This is a genomic window from Candidatus Nitrosotenuis aquarius, from assembly GCF_002787055.1.
GTDB lineage: Archaea > Thermoproteota > Nitrososphaeria > Nitrososphaerales > Nitrosopumilaceae > Nitrosotenuis > Nitrosotenuis aquarius.
In genome coordinates, this window is the sequence record NZ_CP024808.1 from 182,024 (window position 1) to 196,427 (window position 14,404).

Annotated in this window: 19 protein-coding genes; 13 read left to right on the top strand and 6 right to left on the bottom strand. The window is 42.5% G+C overall.

Translation table 11 applies throughout. The features are described from left to right. Nucleotides 1-35 precede the first annotated feature (35 nt). A complete protein-coding gene (gene purD / locus NAQ_RS01105; protein WP_100181848.1) occupies nt 36-1,301 on the top strand; it encodes a phosphoribosylamine--glycine ligase in 1,266 nt (421 codons plus the stop codon). On the opposite strand, the gene NAQ_RS01110 is transcribed toward purD, so the two are convergent. Together NAQ_RS01110 and NAQ_RS01115 are read right to left on the bottom strand one after the other, a co-directional pair. After that, the gene (locus NAQ_RS01110) at nt 1,287-1,847 is read right to left on the bottom strand and encodes a 5-formyltetrahydrofolate cyclo-ligase (protein WP_100181849.1); all 561 of its coding nucleotides are present in this window, start codon (nt 1,845-1,847) and stop codon (nt 1,287-1,289) included. The genes purD and NAQ_RS01110 overlap by 15 nt on opposite strands. Then, on the bottom strand, nt 1,834-2,688 hold the full coding sequence (locus tag NAQ_RS01115) for a bifunctional 5,10-methylenetetrahydrofolate dehydrogenase/5,10-methenyltetrahydrofolate cyclohydrolase (protein WP_100181850.1): 855 nt from the start codon (nt 2,686-2,688) through the stop codon (nt 1,834-1,836). Before NAQ_RS01115 ends, NAQ_RS01110 begins: the two co-directional genes overlap by 14 nt. 256 nt (nt 2,689-2,944) lie before the next feature. On the opposite strand from NAQ_RS01115, the gene NAQ_RS01120 reads away from it, so the two are divergent. Genes NAQ_RS01120 through NAQ_RS01130 form a run of 4 tightly spaced genes read left to right on the top strand, consistent with a single transcriptional unit; the run spans nt 2,945 to nt 5,595 of the window. After that, nucleotides 2,945-4,150: a S1C family serine protease gene (locus tag NAQ_RS01120; protein WP_100181851.1), complete on the top strand. Its 1,206-nt coding sequence runs from the start codon at nt 2,945-2,947 to the stop codon at nt 4,148-4,150. A 32-nt stretch (nt 4,151-4,182) separates the two neighbouring features. Then, the gene (locus tag NAQ_RS09955; RefSeq protein ID WP_162858552.1) at nt 4,183-4,329 is read left to right on the top strand and encodes a hypothetical protein; all 147 of its coding nucleotides are present in this window, start codon (nt 4,183-4,185) and stop codon (nt 4,327-4,329) included. 2 nt (nt 4,330-4,331) lie between these two features. Continuing rightward, the gene (locus tag NAQ_RS01125; protein WP_245871640.1) at nt 4,332-5,270 is read left to right on the top strand and encodes a COG1361 family protein; all 939 of its coding nucleotides are present in this window, start codon (nt 4,332-4,334) and stop codon (nt 5,268-5,270) included. A gap of 4 nt (nt 5,271-5,274) precedes the next feature. Next, nucleotides 5,275-5,595, top strand: a complete 321-nt coding sequence (locus NAQ_RS01130) for a cupin domain-containing protein (RefSeq protein ID WP_100181852.1) — start codon at nt 5,275-5,277, stop codon at nt 5,593-5,595. Here NAQ_RS01130 and purN read toward each other — a convergent pair. After that, the gene (gene purN / locus NAQ_RS01135) at nt 5,576-6,196 is read right to left on the bottom strand and encodes a phosphoribosylglycinamide formyltransferase (RefSeq protein ID WP_256387157.1); all 621 of its coding nucleotides are present in this window, start codon (nt 6,194-6,196) and stop codon (nt 5,576-5,578) included. The two genes, NAQ_RS01130 and purN, sit on opposite strands and share 20 nt — an antisense overlap. Before the next feature lie 33 nt (nt 6,197-6,229). Next, on the bottom strand, nt 6,230-7,105 hold the full coding sequence (locus NAQ_RS01140; protein WP_100181853.1) for a sensor histidine kinase: 876 nt from the start codon (nt 7,103-7,105) through the stop codon (nt 6,230-6,232). A gap of 135 nt (nt 7,106-7,240) precedes the next feature. Here NAQ_RS01140 and NAQ_RS01145 point away from each other — a divergent pair, with 135 nt between their 5' ends. The 3 genes from NAQ_RS01145 to NAQ_RS01155 all read left to right on the top strand — a co-directional run bounded on the left by NAQ_RS01145 (nt 7,241) and on the right by NAQ_RS01155 (nt 9,436). Beyond that, nucleotides 7,241-7,525, top strand: coding sequence for a hypothetical protein (locus NAQ_RS01145; RefSeq protein WP_100181854.1), 285 nt, complete (start codon nt 7,241-7,243; stop codon nt 7,523-7,525). A gap of 2 nt (nt 7,526-7,527) precedes the next feature. Next, nucleotides 7,528-8,325, top strand: a complete 798-nt coding sequence (locus NAQ_RS01150) for a hypothetical protein (protein WP_100181855.1) — start codon at nt 7,528-7,530, stop codon at nt 8,323-8,325. Nucleotides 8,326-8,434: 109 nt separating this feature from the next. Further along, nucleotides 8,435-9,436 carry a fused MFS/spermidine synthase gene (locus NAQ_RS01155; protein WP_100181856.1) on the top strand — a complete coding sequence of 334 codons (1,002 nt, stop codon included), beginning with the start codon at nt 8,435-8,437 and terminating at the stop codon, nt 9,434-9,436. On the opposite strand, the gene NAQ_RS01160 is transcribed toward NAQ_RS01155, so the two are convergent. Further along, nucleotides 9,421-10,203, bottom strand: coding sequence for a hypothetical protein (locus NAQ_RS01160; RefSeq protein ID WP_100181857.1), 783 nt, complete (start codon nt 10,201-10,203; stop codon nt 9,421-9,423). The two genes, NAQ_RS01155 and NAQ_RS01160, sit on opposite strands and share 16 nt — an antisense overlap. 133 nt (nt 10,204-10,336) lie before the next feature. On the opposite strand from NAQ_RS01160, the gene NAQ_RS01165 reads away from it, so the two are divergent. Both NAQ_RS01165 and NAQ_RS09960 read left to right on the top strand, forming a co-directional pair. Beyond that, entirely contained in the window at nt 10,337-11,296 is a 960-nt protein-coding gene (locus NAQ_RS01165; RefSeq protein ID WP_162858553.1) for a DMT family transporter, read from the top strand. Between the two features lie 48 nt (nt 11,297-11,344). Further along, a complete protein-coding gene (locus NAQ_RS09960) occupies nt 11,345-11,515 on the top strand; it encodes a hypothetical protein (RefSeq protein ID WP_162858554.1) in 171 nt (56 codons plus the stop codon). On the opposite strand, the gene NAQ_RS01170 is transcribed toward NAQ_RS09960, so the two are convergent. Beyond that, on the bottom strand, nt 11,508-11,864 hold the full coding sequence (locus tag NAQ_RS01170) for a response regulator transcription factor (RefSeq protein ID WP_162858555.1): 357 nt from the start codon (nt 11,862-11,864) through the stop codon (nt 11,508-11,510). The two genes, NAQ_RS09960 and NAQ_RS01170, sit on opposite strands and share 8 nt — an antisense overlap. A 195-nt stretch (nt 11,865-12,059) precedes the next feature. Here NAQ_RS01170 and NAQ_RS01175 point away from each other — a divergent pair, with 195 nt between their 5' ends. The 3 genes from NAQ_RS01175 to NAQ_RS01185 all read left to right on the top strand — a co-directional run bounded on the left by NAQ_RS01175 (nt 12,060) and on the right by NAQ_RS01185 (nt 14,402). Next, on the top strand, nt 12,060-12,668 hold the full coding sequence (locus NAQ_RS01175) for a transcriptional regulator (protein WP_100181860.1): 609 nt from the start codon (nt 12,060-12,062) through the stop codon (nt 12,666-12,668). Nucleotides 12,669-13,049: 381 nt separating this feature from the next. After that, complete coding sequence (locus NAQ_RS01180; protein ID WP_100183381.1) at nt 13,050-14,009, top strand: MBL fold metallo-hydrolase; 960 nt, start codon at nt 13,050-13,052, stop codon at nt 14,007-14,009. Nucleotides 14,010-14,096: 87 nt separating this feature from the next. After that, nucleotides 14,097-14,402 (top strand): YciI family protein, encoded by a 306-nt coding sequence (locus NAQ_RS01185; RefSeq protein ID WP_100181861.1) that lies wholly within the window; start codon nt 14,097-14,099, stop codon nt 14,400-14,402. Nucleotides 14,403-14,404 lie beyond the last annotated feature (2 nt).

A 14,404-nucleotide genomic window follows, 5' to 3' on the forward strand; every position in this document is an offset into this window, starting at 1 on the left:
CTGCGATTATATACGAGAATACAAGCTCGAGTTTGTTGGTTAATGTTTTGGTTGTCGGCTCTGGTGGCAGAGAACACGCACTGGGATGGAAGCTGGCGCAATCAAAACAAGTCGACACGGTTTTCTTTGCACCTGGAAACGGAGGAACACAAAACAACATCCCAATCAATCCAGAAGAAATTGACAAGCTGATCGAGTTTGCAACAAACAATGACTGCTTTACTGTGGTAGGCCCTGAGGCGCCACTATCCAAGGGAATTGTGGATAAATTCACAGAAAACAACCTTGGAATATTTGGCCCAACAAAAGAGGCGGCACAGCTAGAATCCAGCAAAATCTGGGCAAAGCAATTCATGCAAAGAAATGGCATACCTACTGCACCATTTGGAATATTTGATGACGCAAAAGAAGCAAGACAATACGTAGAGTCCCTGAACTATCCTGTAGTCATAAAGGCGGACGGCCTTGCGGCAGGAAAAGGTGTAATTGTCTGTGATGGAAAGCAAGACGCGCTGACTGCAATAGACGAGATGCTAGTCAAAAACACCTTTGGCTCTGCTGGCGCAAGTATTGTAATAGAAAAGAGAATTGACGGAATCGAAGCGTCATACATTGCATTGTGTGACGGCGTAACTGCAATACCTATGGCTACAAGCCAGGACCACAAGAGGATTTTTGATGATGACAAGGGCCCAAACACGGGAGGAATGGGTGCGTACTCGCCTACAGGCGTCATCACAGAAGAGTTGGCACAAAAAATCCAAAAAAACGTAATAGAAAAAACCATACGTGCCATGAAAAAGGAAGGAATTCCATTCAAGGGATTTTTGTATGCTGGAATAATGGTCAAAGACGGCGAGCTGTATGTTCTGGAGTATAATGCAAGAATGGGCGACCCGGAATGCCAGCCGATAATGATGAGAATGGGCTCTGATTTGTACGAATACCTGCTTGCGTCATACCATGGTACACTTGGACTGCTTCCGCAAATTACCTGGAAAAACCAGACAGCAGTATGTGTTGTACTGGCATCAAAGGGCTATCCTGATTCTTATCCAAAAAATGAAACGATTTTGGGCCTTGACTCTGTTAATGACAATAACACCATGGTGTTCCATGCCGGAACACGGCGCGAGGATGGCCAAGTACTGACAAATGGCGGGCGTGTCCTTGGGGTAACAGCACTTGGCACAACGCTAGAGTCGGCAATTGCAAATGCCTATCTGGCTGCACAGAAGATCCAGTGGCAAAGCAAGTACTGCAGAATGGATATTGGCAAAAAAGGCCTAGCCTTTCTCTGAGTGAATAATTTCATCCTCTGTTAGTATGATGTCTATTTTGACATCCGAATTTTCGTGTGGGATGTTTTTTGCAATGGACTTGGAGTATGCCAGTGCTATTGTTGGTGTTTTTTTGCCGGCAAGGAATCTATCGTAGAACCCCATTCCATATCCTAGCCTTTGGCCTGTCCTTGTCATTGCGACTGCAGGAACTATGATCAGATCAAATCTGTCCACTGTTTTGCAATACTGCTTTGGCTCCATTATGCCAAATTCGCCTTTTTCCAAATCCTCGAATTTTTCTACCTTGCAGAAAACCAGACTTTCCCCCTCTACGCGAGGAAGCGCAAGTGTCTTGCCGTGACTGAGAATCTCTTGCATTATTTCGTGCGTTTTGACCTCACTTCCAGTAGAATGATAGCACGCAATGGTCTGCGCCTTTCTGTATTGCTCTATTTTGCCCAAGTTTTTTCTTATTTGCTTGCTTGCGATTTCTATCCAGTCCGCTGAGAGCCAATCCCTTTTTTCTAGGAACTGCTTGCGGAGGTTTTCCTTAGTTTCTACCATGACCTGCCGCAGTTATCGTGTTTTTTAATAGCATCGCAATAGTCATCGGACCAACTCCACCTGGAACCGGTGATGCAAAGGATGCCTTTTGGATTATTTTTTCAAAATCGCAATCGCCGACTAGCTTGCCATCCAACCTACTGGTAGCAACATCAATTACTATTGCGCCGTCTTTTATCATCTCTGGCGTCAGCGTGAACTTTGTCCTATCACCAACACCTGTTATGACGATGTCTGCATTTTTGCAAACATCTGCCAGGTTTTTTGTCTTTGAATGTGCTATTGTGACTGTGGCGTTTTTTTCTAGCAGCAAGTGAATTAGGGGCTTGCCGACCAAATTACTTCGATTAATGATCACGATGTTTTTTCCTTCTAACGGTATTGAATAATACCGAAATAACTCCATTATGCCAGACGGCGTACATGCCTTTAGTGCAGCCTTTTTCATTGTAAGAAGCCCTACATTTTGTGGTGTTAGGCCGTCCACATCCTTTGCAGGTAAAATCCTAGATGTTGTCTCAAATTCGTTGCACTGTGGAGGCAATGGCAATTGAACCAGTATGCCGTGGACCTCTGGGTCTTTGTTTAGGGTATCGACTAGCGAGTTTAGCTCCGCCTGTGTAATGGTGGATGGCAGCTTGTGGTCCTTGGTCCTAATTCCCACTTCGGCGCATGCCTTTTGCTTGTTTTTCACATATGTGGCAGATGCTGGATTGTCGCCAACGAGAACTGTTGCAAGACACGGCTCTATCCCATTGGATTTTAGGTCTTTTGCGTCCTTTTTGACCTGTTCCCGTACCGATGCAGAGACTACTAGTCCGTCTATTTTTGTGCCAGCCAACAAGGCATATCCGAAATAATTCTAATTTAACTTATCAAAATTGACGAGAACGACAAATGGTGAAGCAACAGGGTTATCGTTAGGTAATATCGTCCTCGTCACACAAAGTTTGCATCCGAAATATTTATGCGCAGATTAACTTTGTTAACTCAGAATTATTAGCTGGAAACCCAGCCTCTGGCTCAATGGTTGAAATTAACAAATTCTACGTAATGATTATAGGCAATATGATAACTAGGAAACATCAAACGCAAAAATGAATTCCCGTGAAAAAGTTCTAGTCTGCATAGTAGGAATACTTGTAGTGGCATTGTCTGTTGGGTTTGTCACAAACTTTGGAGAATCAAAGACAGTTCTGGTGCAAAGCCCCAAGCCAACCGCCCCTGTACTTGACCAGCAAGAGCCAATCAGTGCGCCAAAACTAGAATATGCCGCAGTCTCTGACGCTCAAAACCAAAAAAGCCCGCTGACCGTATTGTTCAAAAAAGTAGAAAATTCAGTGGTACAAATAAATGCCAAGGTATCTACTGTTAACACTAATATCATAATTAACGGCTCGCCGCTTGAAAGCCAATCCTCAAGGCTTGGCTCTGGATTTGTCTATGACACACAAGGCCACATCATTACTAATAATCACGTAGTTTCCGGCGCACAAGAGGTGGATGTCAGATTCGTTGACGGAAACATCTATTCTGCCAAGGTTATTGGAACGGATCCGTTCAACGATGTTGCAGTGTTGCAAATAACTGACGATTTCTCTGAAGAAACCCTAAACCCACTGCCTCTTGCAAACTCGGCAGAACTTGAAGTAGGTCAGCAAATAATCGCAATTGGTAATCCATTTGGCCTATCCAACACCATGACTACTGGTATAGTAAGCCAGGTCGGAAGGCTATTGCCAAACCGTGATGCTGGTTATTCAATTCCAAGTGTAATCCAAACCGATGCCGCAATCAATCCTGGCAATTCTGGCGGACCGATGCTGAATCTGGATGGCCAAGTAATCGGTATAAACACGGCAATCCAGTCTACTACTGGCGAGTTTTCAGGAATTGGCTTTGCAGTACCTTCTAATACTATCAAGCGTCTAGTTCCGGTCCTGATAGAAAAAGGAACCTACATTCATCCCTGGCTTGGTGTTTCTGGAACAAGCCTTACGCCAGACATTGCAAAGCTGATTGGACTGCCAAAGAACTATCACGGTGTATTTGTGACTACAGTGGTGCCAGACGGTCCGGCAGACGAGGCCGGAATCCAAGAGGCCACATACAATGCAAACCGCGAGCTAAAGGGCGGTGACGTAATTGTGGCACTGGATGGAAAAGTCGTGCGGGACATTGACGACCTTATCATATATCTAGCGGAAAACAAATCCGTGGGCGATACGGTGTCAGTTAAGATTAATCGTGCAGGGGAGTTGCTGGAAATCACGGCGACCCTTGCCGCAAGACCTGCAAATTAATTTAAATTCGAGATTTCTCTGATTTCATTATTATGAAAAAGGATGTCAATTCTATCGATAAGGCCGGATTCTCAAACAAGTTCTTCGAAGAGCTTGGAAAAGAGCATGACAAAGTTAACGAATTTGCAAATAAACAAAAACAACTAAGACAAAAACACAACCAGGCCAACCTAAAATAGTCTTGATTGCGCATTTTCTTGCCATAATTGGAATTCTTGTGCTGGCAGGAACTATAGTTTCTGTCGACGCGGCAACCATAAAGCAAACAATGGATGGGGCAATGGATGTTACACTGGAATATCCTGACTCTGTCATTGCTGGGCGCGACTTTGCAGTCTCTATATTTGTTCAAAACAACGGCTGGGAGGACAAACAAAACGTCCAGTTTACAGTAGAGTCACAAAGCCAGTCTATTTTGGCAAAAAACCAGACCATTTCCATTGAGCGCCTCTCAAAGAGCGGCTCTTTTGGAGGAACACTAGAGTTTAGCACCACATTGGAGTCTGAGCTTGGCACGCATTATCTGAATGGCTTGTATTCGCATGTGCTGCTCTCCAATAACGAAACACCGCAACCGGAATTCCAAAAAAACATCGCAATCCCAATTTTGATCAAGGCGGCACCGGAAATCCAGCTAAACACCGTAACCCCAACAAGCATATTTCCAAACGCTGAATTTCCATTTGACATAGAAATAACATCACAGGATGTACTTATTCGAGATGTTGCAGTCCAGATAATTGCGCCTTCCGATGTGAGCATTCGAGGGCAGACATCATACACATATTCCGTTATACAAAAAGACACTCCTATATTCATTCGAACCCAGGTGATTACAGACCCAAAAGATGTAACATCAGAGCACAAGATCCCGTTTGAGGTAGTAGTGTCATACACTGACGACTCTGGCGAGGACAAAACCACATCAAAAACAGTCTCGCTTTTGCTTAGGCCTAGAACCTTTATGGAATTTACGACCGACGGGGGACTCTGGCTTGGCGGATTCTTTTTGGCGCCATATGTGAGCATTGGTACCATAGTTGGCATTCCAGCAGGTGCACTGTTCTCATTGTTTATTCACAGATTGCAAAAAAGAAAAAAATCCAGGAAAAAAAAGTAATATCATGAAAATAGAGTTTGACGTAAAAAAATACATTGAGGAGATAAAAAACTCGGACGAATACTTCCACACATTTATCAACAGAGAAAACATTGCGGCGGGCGTCTTGGTACTCGAACCAGGAGAGGAAGACACGCAGACCCCACACGAGGCAGACGAGCTGTACTATATTATCAAGGGTGATGGGTTTTTACAAATAAACAAAAAAGACTATGCTGTCTCAGACGGCCTTGCATATTATGTGCAAAAAAACATACCACACAAGTTCCATGGCAACAAAAAACAACTGATTGCCTTGTATTTTTTTAGCGGCCCTGATTCCTAGTCTTTCTGCCACTTATCTTGACTTTGCCTTCTGCAACAAGCCTTACTGCCTTGACATAGGCCACGTGCTCTTTTGCCAATATTCTCCTTGAGAGCGTTTCTTCGGTGTCATCATCCTTGATTGGTACAATTTCCTGCAGTATGATGGGACCAGTGTCAACACCAGAGTCTACAAAGTGGACTGTGCACCCTGAATATTTTACTCCATAGTCTAGTGCCTGCTTTTGCGCATGCAGTCCTGGAAATGACGGCAATAATGCGGGATGGATGTTGAGGATTCTGTTTTTGTATTTTGCAATAAACTCGGGACTAATTATTCTCATAAAGCCCGCCAGGCAAACTAGGCCTGATTTTGGTGTAACCTTGTACTTTTCTAGGGTTTTGATGATTATCTGGTCGTATTCCCCGCGGGTGCCTGAGAAGCCCTTGCTTGGAATCACCTCTGTTGGCACGCCCATCTTTTGGGCAATTTGGAGCCCCTTTGCGTCTGGATTGTTCGATATCACTATGGCAGGGTTAATTGGAATCTTTTTTCTTTTTATTGCCTTGAGGATTGCCTCCATGTTGCTGCCTCTGCCGGAAATCAAAATTCCTAGGTTCAACGCTTTTTTGTAAATGTGACTGATTTTATGCTTTTAGTATCTGGGCAGTCTGATAGTAAAGACGGTTCCCTTGTTTACTATACTAGAGCACTCTATTGTGCCACCGTGATTTTCTATTATGCTCTTGCAGCTTGCAAGGCCGAGGCCTGTCCCTCCTGGCTTTGTGGTAAATAACGGCTCAAAGATTCTTGGCAGGTGTTCCTTTTCTATTCCACGGCCATTGTCAATTACGTCGATTATAGTATAGTCGTCTATTTCCGATGCCTGTATCATTACTCTGCCGCCGTCGTCTCTAGCCTGCACTGCATTTAGAATCAGGTTGGAAAATACTATCTCTAATTGCTTTACGTCTCCGTATATGTCGACGTTTTGGTCTGGCAAAATGATCTTTGCATTGGTAGGGATGCTCAGGCCAGAGATTGTGTCTTTGAGTAGTGTTAGAATCGATGTCTTTTCCATTACAAGGTTGCTTGTTCTGACATAGTCTAGCACATCATGGATCTGTTGTGACATTTTGTTTGCAGCCCTCTCTATTCTGTCGTAGCTTTCCTTGGTTTTTTTGTCAAGGTTTGGGTTTTTGAGATTTAGCAGTTCTATGGTATTTTTGATTATTGTAAGTGGATTCTGCAAGTCATGCGCTAGTCTGGAAGACATTTCCCCAATTGTGTATAGTTTGTCTTTTTTGATTGATACGTTTGGAGGGATGGTTTCTTCTGCCCCTTGATCTTGTGCTAGTCTGCCTACATCCTCTCTGGCATGTCGCAAAAGTCTCTCTGCGTCTTCTTGTGAGTTTTTTAATAGTCGCTCGGCATCCTCTTTTGCATGCCTTAGCAGTCGCTCTGCATCCTCCTGCGCATTTCTCAATAACCTGTCTACTTCAGTTTCCCTTGGGGCCTTCCTAGGATGCATGGTTTTGTATCAGACTCGTCTGAATATTTGATCTAGTCTGTTTTGTGCAAACATCATCCGCATAAACCATCATTTTATTGCCACACAATAAAACATCAGTCGTATTTTTATATCTGGCCCGTAAGAATATCATACATGGATGCCACAGAAATCCAGATAAAAAAAGCACTGGTCGCATTCTCAATAGAAAAGACACTCTTGAATCTAGGTGAGCCAGTATATCAAAAGGTAACAAAGACACTAAAAGATGACTATGGATGCTTTATTCCTGACTGCTACGAGCACCCAGAATACCTAAAGAGAATTCTGGCAGATATCTATGGCAATGCACACATGACAATAATTGACTCAATCAAGTCCGATCTTGAGGAATTCTCAACACAAGGCCCAATCCAAAAGTTTGTTTTGGCACTGGGCTAGCTATGCAAACCACCCTTGACGTAATATTATCAAAAAAATATCTAATTGCATCTGTTCTTGCAGTAGTTGCGTTTAATCTTGTTGCAAATCTGATGTCTCGCGAGTTTGCAACACTCGTTGGGAATCTGACGTACATTCCGATTGCTGGGTCGTTTCTGATCTTGGCGTTATTGACTGTGTCTCGCTTTGGCCTTGGGGGAAATCACGGCCTTGCATGGTTTTCATTTGCAGGATTTGCAGTGTCTTGGTTTATTGCAGAGATGCTCTGGATACACCAAGATTTGGTCGTGCATGAGGATCCGTTTCCTTCTGCTGCCGACATATTCTACTTGATTGGCTATCCGTTTTTGCTAATGTTTTTTGTAGCATATTTGCAGCCGGTTCGAGCAGGAATCACAAATAAAGCCCTCGGCATTTCTAGTGTAATCTCAGTCGGCGTGCTGATTCCAAGCCTGTATTTTGTTTTGGGTAATGCAGAAAATCCCAGCAGCCTGGAGACTATTCTGGGTACGATATACCCAATCTTTGATTCCATAGTGATAGTTCCTGCCATAATTGGGGTAGTGTTGTTCTTCAAGGGGCAAGTAAACCTGATGTGGACGCTGTTTAGTCTTGGAATCATATTGCTTTTTGCCGCAGACACTGCATTCTTACTTGGGCAAATCGATGACTCGTACTATACTGGCAGTCCAATAGAGGTACTATTTTACTTGAATTATGTGCTGCTTGCCTTTGGGGTTCATAACCATTTGACGCTTTTTAAAAAAGAGAAAAAGTCTGACAAGATAAACCTGCGATAATCCAGTAGTAGTTTATGATGTTATTACGTGATTGGCATCGTGATTTATTTTTAATAATTGAGGCTTTGAAACGCGATCTTTAATAATAATACCTACTACTCATTTTCAAATGTGGAAATATGTCGATATTGGGGAAGGGGAAAAAATATTTCACAAAATTGACAAGTGCATATTTTCAAAAAAGACGAAATTTCAATTACTAGAGATAGTCAAAACGCAGGAGTTTGGCAATGTTTTGTTCCTGGATGGCGACCCACAATCTTCCGAATCTGAGGAGCACATCTTCAATGAATGCCTAGTCCATCCATCAATGATCACAAACCCAAAACCAAAAACCGTATTCATCGGCGGAGGGGGGACTGGACTGACATTGCGCGAGGTATTGCGTCATGGCTCTGTTGACCGAGTTGACATTGTGGACATTGACAAAGAGGTAGTTGACATTTGCAGAAGCCTGTACAACTATGCGTCCGAGTCGTTTTCAGATCCGCGCACCAAATTATACCATGATGATGCAAGAAGGTTTCTTGATCAAACTGATTCAAAATATGACTGCATGTTTTTAGATACTACAATGCCTCATCACGACGATATTGCAGCCCCACTGTATCGCAAAGAGTTCTTTGAGCTGATAAAAAACAAGCTAAATCCAAGTGGCATGTTTGCAACTGCGGCAAACTCTGCTGACTATAGGTATTCTACACGCTTTGCGTCTGTTGTAAAAACGCTCAAGGCCGTCTTTGACTATGTAGTCCCTTACATGGCATATACTCCTCTTTTTGGCCAAGAATGGGCGTTTGCACTCGCATCGGACACACCAATTCCTACATTAAATTCGGCACTGGTAGACGAAAAACTAAAACAACGAAAATGCGACAATCTTAGCTTTTATGATGGCCTAACTCACCAGCGAATCTTCTCAATTGACAAGAAAACACGCAAGGTACTGGAAACTAAGGGTAAAATTCTGTCGGATTCTGATGCCATCCGGGACAAAATCTTTGTGCCGGATGTGGCCAAATCTCATCATTTTGATAACTTTGTAAACTTGGTAGATCTATCGGAGCTAGCCGCGCTAAAAGTAACTGCCCAATATCACAAGACTTTTTGATGCTTGTATAAGGAATAGATGATTACCATCCATCCGGCCTGCCATAATGCATTGACTACATGCGTGTCTGTATACTCGCTAAATATCTCAAGATAATAATACCAAATGTCGCCAAATATATGCAAGAACAATCCTACTGCCAGTAGTGACCAAACCACTGCAAATGCACTTCGTCTAAATGTCAGTGCACCCAAAATAGCAAATGATACTGATATTGATGCAGCAGTCACAAAAATCAGCGAATAATAATAGTCAAAATTTGTACCGCCCCAAGCTGTAATTGCAATATACGAATACGCAGTAAGGATTACTACTGGGATTGTTGCCATCCATGTGATTGTTTTTTTAGTAAACTTGACTTCAAAACCGCGAATGTTTGTTACCATGTGGTATATGGCAAATGGATAAAATGCAAAATAGAAGATATCTGCGGGCGACGGGTATGGCTCTATGAACAAAATATTTTCATAGACTTGCCAAACTAGTTCCCCTGCCAACCACATGCCAAATGCTATTCCTAGTGCAAAGTATGCCTTGCCGAAGACTTTACCTAGCCAATACAACTTTGATATGAAAAATGCCGTTATCATTGCAGCCGCCTGAAGGGATAATTCTATGACATCTATGACATTGAATTCTGCATCTGTTATGTCCTTGATTGAAAAATTTACAATTTGGTATATTGCCGATAATCCAATTATGATCCAGATTATTTTATAGTCGATTTTGGCACCTAGATTGTCTGGAACTGAACGCGATTCTGTCAAATATGTTTATGCGTGTTATCTGTCTTAAAAATATACGAGTCGATTTACGTATAGTATTGTGATGATTGACCTGATAAAAGATCCATCTTAAATTTAGGGACTCATTTCCACTTGTGGGAATGGTGCTACGATCTTGTCTATTGTAATGGAAATCCAAAAAGTCAATACAATTCTTTCCAGATTCTACAAAATCAAATCTGTTAGTACTATGGGGTTTGTGGTTGCAATAATTGCCGCAGCTTTGTCTTCACTACCTGATGTTATTTCAAAGCCAATCATTGATCCAACCGTTTCTGGAGTTGTTCCTACTGATCCTCTGTTTGTGGTGTTCATAATGTATATGGTTACTGGGGCAGTTTTTTCACCCATCTCAAAATTACAAAAACCAAAAAATCCCATCAAAAAGTCATCCTATTTTATTTTGATCATATATGGCGTTGCCTCTGCCTGCTCTACTCTGGCGTTTTCATATGGACTAAAAGAAACAAGTGCTACTAATGCATCAATTCTGGCAAACAGTGAGATCGTCTTTACTGTGCTAATTGGAATGATAATGTACAAAGAATATCTTGCAAAAAAAGAGATACTCCCGTTTGTCCTAATTGCCGCAGGTGCAATCTTTATGCCGATTGGCTCTGATATTTATGAACACAAGTTTGAATTTACAAAATTTGTCTTTGGTGATGCCATGGTTTTGCTTTCAGGATTTATCTATTGTATTTGCACATTTATTGCAAAACATGCAGGTACTGTCAATACCGCAAAAGTAGTACAAGTAATGTCCTTGTCTGGTGCAGGCATGTGTTTTGCATTGATGTTGGCAACCGACGCACCATTTGTAATAGGAATGTCAGATCTTTCGTTGCTGTCCTTTGTAGGCGTGGCGGGAATAGGGGGCAGTGTTTTGTTCTTTGTTCTTGCCGTACGACTAATTGGGGCGGTTCGAACCATATTGGTTTATTCATCAAGCACTGCTTTTGGCATTGTATACTCTGGCGTCTATCTCTTGGAATCAGTAAACATATTCACTATTTCTTCTATAGTGATAGTGGCTGTGGGGTTATACCGACTTAGATACAAACTAGCAGCTTGAACGTCTGATTTCCAAGTTTGGCAGAGTGATTTTTTATACCAAGTGCGAATGTCATACTACATACACATGGCTGACGGCACCCAATCCCTTCGTGACCCATTATTCGTAATTAGCGCCTCTTTGGAGATAATAAAGCATCAATCCAATGACAAGTCTGTCCAAGTAGAAATACAAAGAATAGAAAAGGCATTAGAAAAAATCCGCAAAATAATTAATTGATATTTGAGATAATCTGGCTTATTTTTTCAATATCGTATGGCTTGATAAATACACGAGTTGGCTTGAGCTTGCTTAGTTTTGTGGCAGTCTCATCCCTCAAATCTGCAGTGACTATGACAATTTTTGCCTCTGGGCTTATTTTCCGAATATTTTCAAGAGCGTAAATTCCGTCATATTCCGGCATCATCAGATCCAAGAACACCACGTCTGGCTTGTGGGCCTGATACAGCTCTACTGCCATCTTTCCGTTGTATCCGCGCCCTACGACTTGGACATTTTTTATCTCCAGATAATCGCAAAATACGTCTACGGTGTCAATATCATCGTCTACTACTATGGCTGTGACCATTTCTGATTCCCACAACCCATCTTGTTTTGACCGCTAAAGCGGGTCATCATATCTCTTGTAAACCAGTCCTACGTGTGAAGTTGATACCCATGTCTAGGAATGCTCTCATTACCATATTTGGAAATGATAAAATGATATTAAACTCTTATGCCCATGAGTGGAAATGGTAATATACTTGGGCGGTGGTATCATGGTATGACCGGATTGGACAGACTTTTTGCAAAGTCGCTAGACGCCGTCATCCGGGAAAATCTTGGCAGCAGAACCGTGCAAAAGATAGAAAATAGACTGTTTGAGAAATTTGGAATCACACTTACCGAATCCTTGGAACAGTTCCAAAAACTAGATTCTGTATTGCGCGAATACTTTGGCGCTGCGGCAGACGGTCTTGAGCAAAAATTCCTCAAAAGCGTTTGCACAGTCAGCTTTGCAAACGATGAGACTTGGCTAGTAATCGACAACCCTGTTCTGACTGGAGTGATACTGGGTTCATTTGGAGATGATGACAAAAAGAAGATTCTTGGCGCATTAAACGGCAACCCGCTTATAGTGTCTCAGATCATAGACCTGTGCAGCATTGCGCAGACTTCGGGATACCGAAAGGTAAACGCCCTAATTGACGATGGACTGCTTGTACCGTCTGGCTACATCACAACAAACGACGGCAAAAAGGTCTCAAAGTACCGCTCTGTCTTTGACAATATCAAAATAGATATCGTCAAAAACAAGATTACAGTGTCGCTTCGCCTGGCAAAAGAAGACATTGGCAGTAGCACAATTCTGGCTGTCTGCACTCAGGCATAATCTGGCTAAACATCTGTTTGGGTTTTAACTTTAAACTGGACGTATTTTTGATTTTATTGGTGTCTGCAATTTTGTGCTAAACAGATTTTCACTAGTCCGATGATCCTCATTAAATAATTCGTAGGCGTATGTGTCTTGATTCGAAAATGTAAGGGAACTCGGTGTCCAATTGCACAATTGAGCTAGCCATCAAGTGCTACTTGATTTTGCTCTCTTGCGCCGGTACAATGGTGCCGATTCGAATTCTAGCCAGGTGAATTGGACACTGCGATCTTTCCTATTTTTTTGCTTGACAAAATTTTGTACAGTTTGTCAATGTTCAATCAAAGCCGAGACTTAAATCGCATGTAGATTCTGCCTTGATTGCAGCTAATGATAAAAATGACAAAGACAGGAATTGTTTGCAAAATAGATGGCAAGACCATAAACTTGGATCCAAAGACTGCCGCGCAAAACTGTGTGAATTTTGTGTCTCATGCCCACTCGGACCATCTGCCTAGCGGCAATAGTGGACTGGTCCTGGCAACTCGGGAAACAAGGGAGATTGCAAGCCTTAGGGGGCGAACACTGGCAAATCATGTTGAACACCTAGATGACTTTAGGCTATATGACTCTGGCCACATTTTGGGCGCAAGAGGGGCGCTGTTCCATGACATTTTCTATACTGGTGATATCTGCACTAGGGATAGGGGCTTTCTCAAGGGTGCTACAATACCAAAATGCCACACACTTATCATGGAATGCACCTTTGGCAAACCAGAATTTGTCTTTCCAAAAATAGACGAGACAGTAAAAAAAGTAAACGAGCTGATATCGGAATTGTACCACAAGGGCAAACCCGTGATATTGATGGGTTATCAGCTTGGCAAGGCCCAGACAATATCAAATCTCTTTGGACACTGGGAGCCGTTGTACTATCATGATTCTGTAAAAGAGATGAATCTGCTTCACAATCGCTTGGGTGTTCCACTCAAAGAAGCAATGGGCCACACCGAAGCCGAGTCAAAGGGATTGCTTAACAAAAAGCCATGGGTAATGGTGTGCCCACTCATGTCTGAGAACAATCCGTTTCTCAAGCAAATGAAGACAAAATACGGCGCAGTCACAGTCGGGTTTTCGGGTTGGGCAAAGTCAAACGTGTCATTTGGCAGAAAATCAGACTATTCCATCCCATTATCTGATCACTGCGATTACTCTGAATTGCTAGATTTGGTCAAAAAGACAGGCGCCCAGAAAATCTATACAATTCATGGCTTTGTTGACGAGTTTGCATCCGATCTAGTCAGGCTTGGATATGACGCCCAACCTCTACATGAAATCTCTCTTGACGAGTTTTTCTGAGGCTGGAATATTTCCGTAGTATCACATCATAAAACAACACCGTGCATCCTTCACCATCTTTAACTAAAATCATATCTTGGGTGTGTCATGTCAAAAACTATCCAAGAAGTTGCGCAAAAAGAGCTCTGGGTTCTAGTAAGCCAGCTCAAAGAAAATGCAAGCAACTCTGAGCTTGAAAGAATCGCACCACAAGTTCTATCCATAATTGATCAGTGGAGCGACTCTGGCAAGTTCATCTGGTCTGGGCCGTTTGGGGACAACACTGGGGGAATGGCAGTCTTTGAGGCAACACAAGAACAAGCAAATCAGTTTGCCAAAAACTATGGCGACATTGTTTCCGGCGTTCTGAACTATTACATCTACAAGTGGGATGTCCTCTGGGGCTCCAAATGACC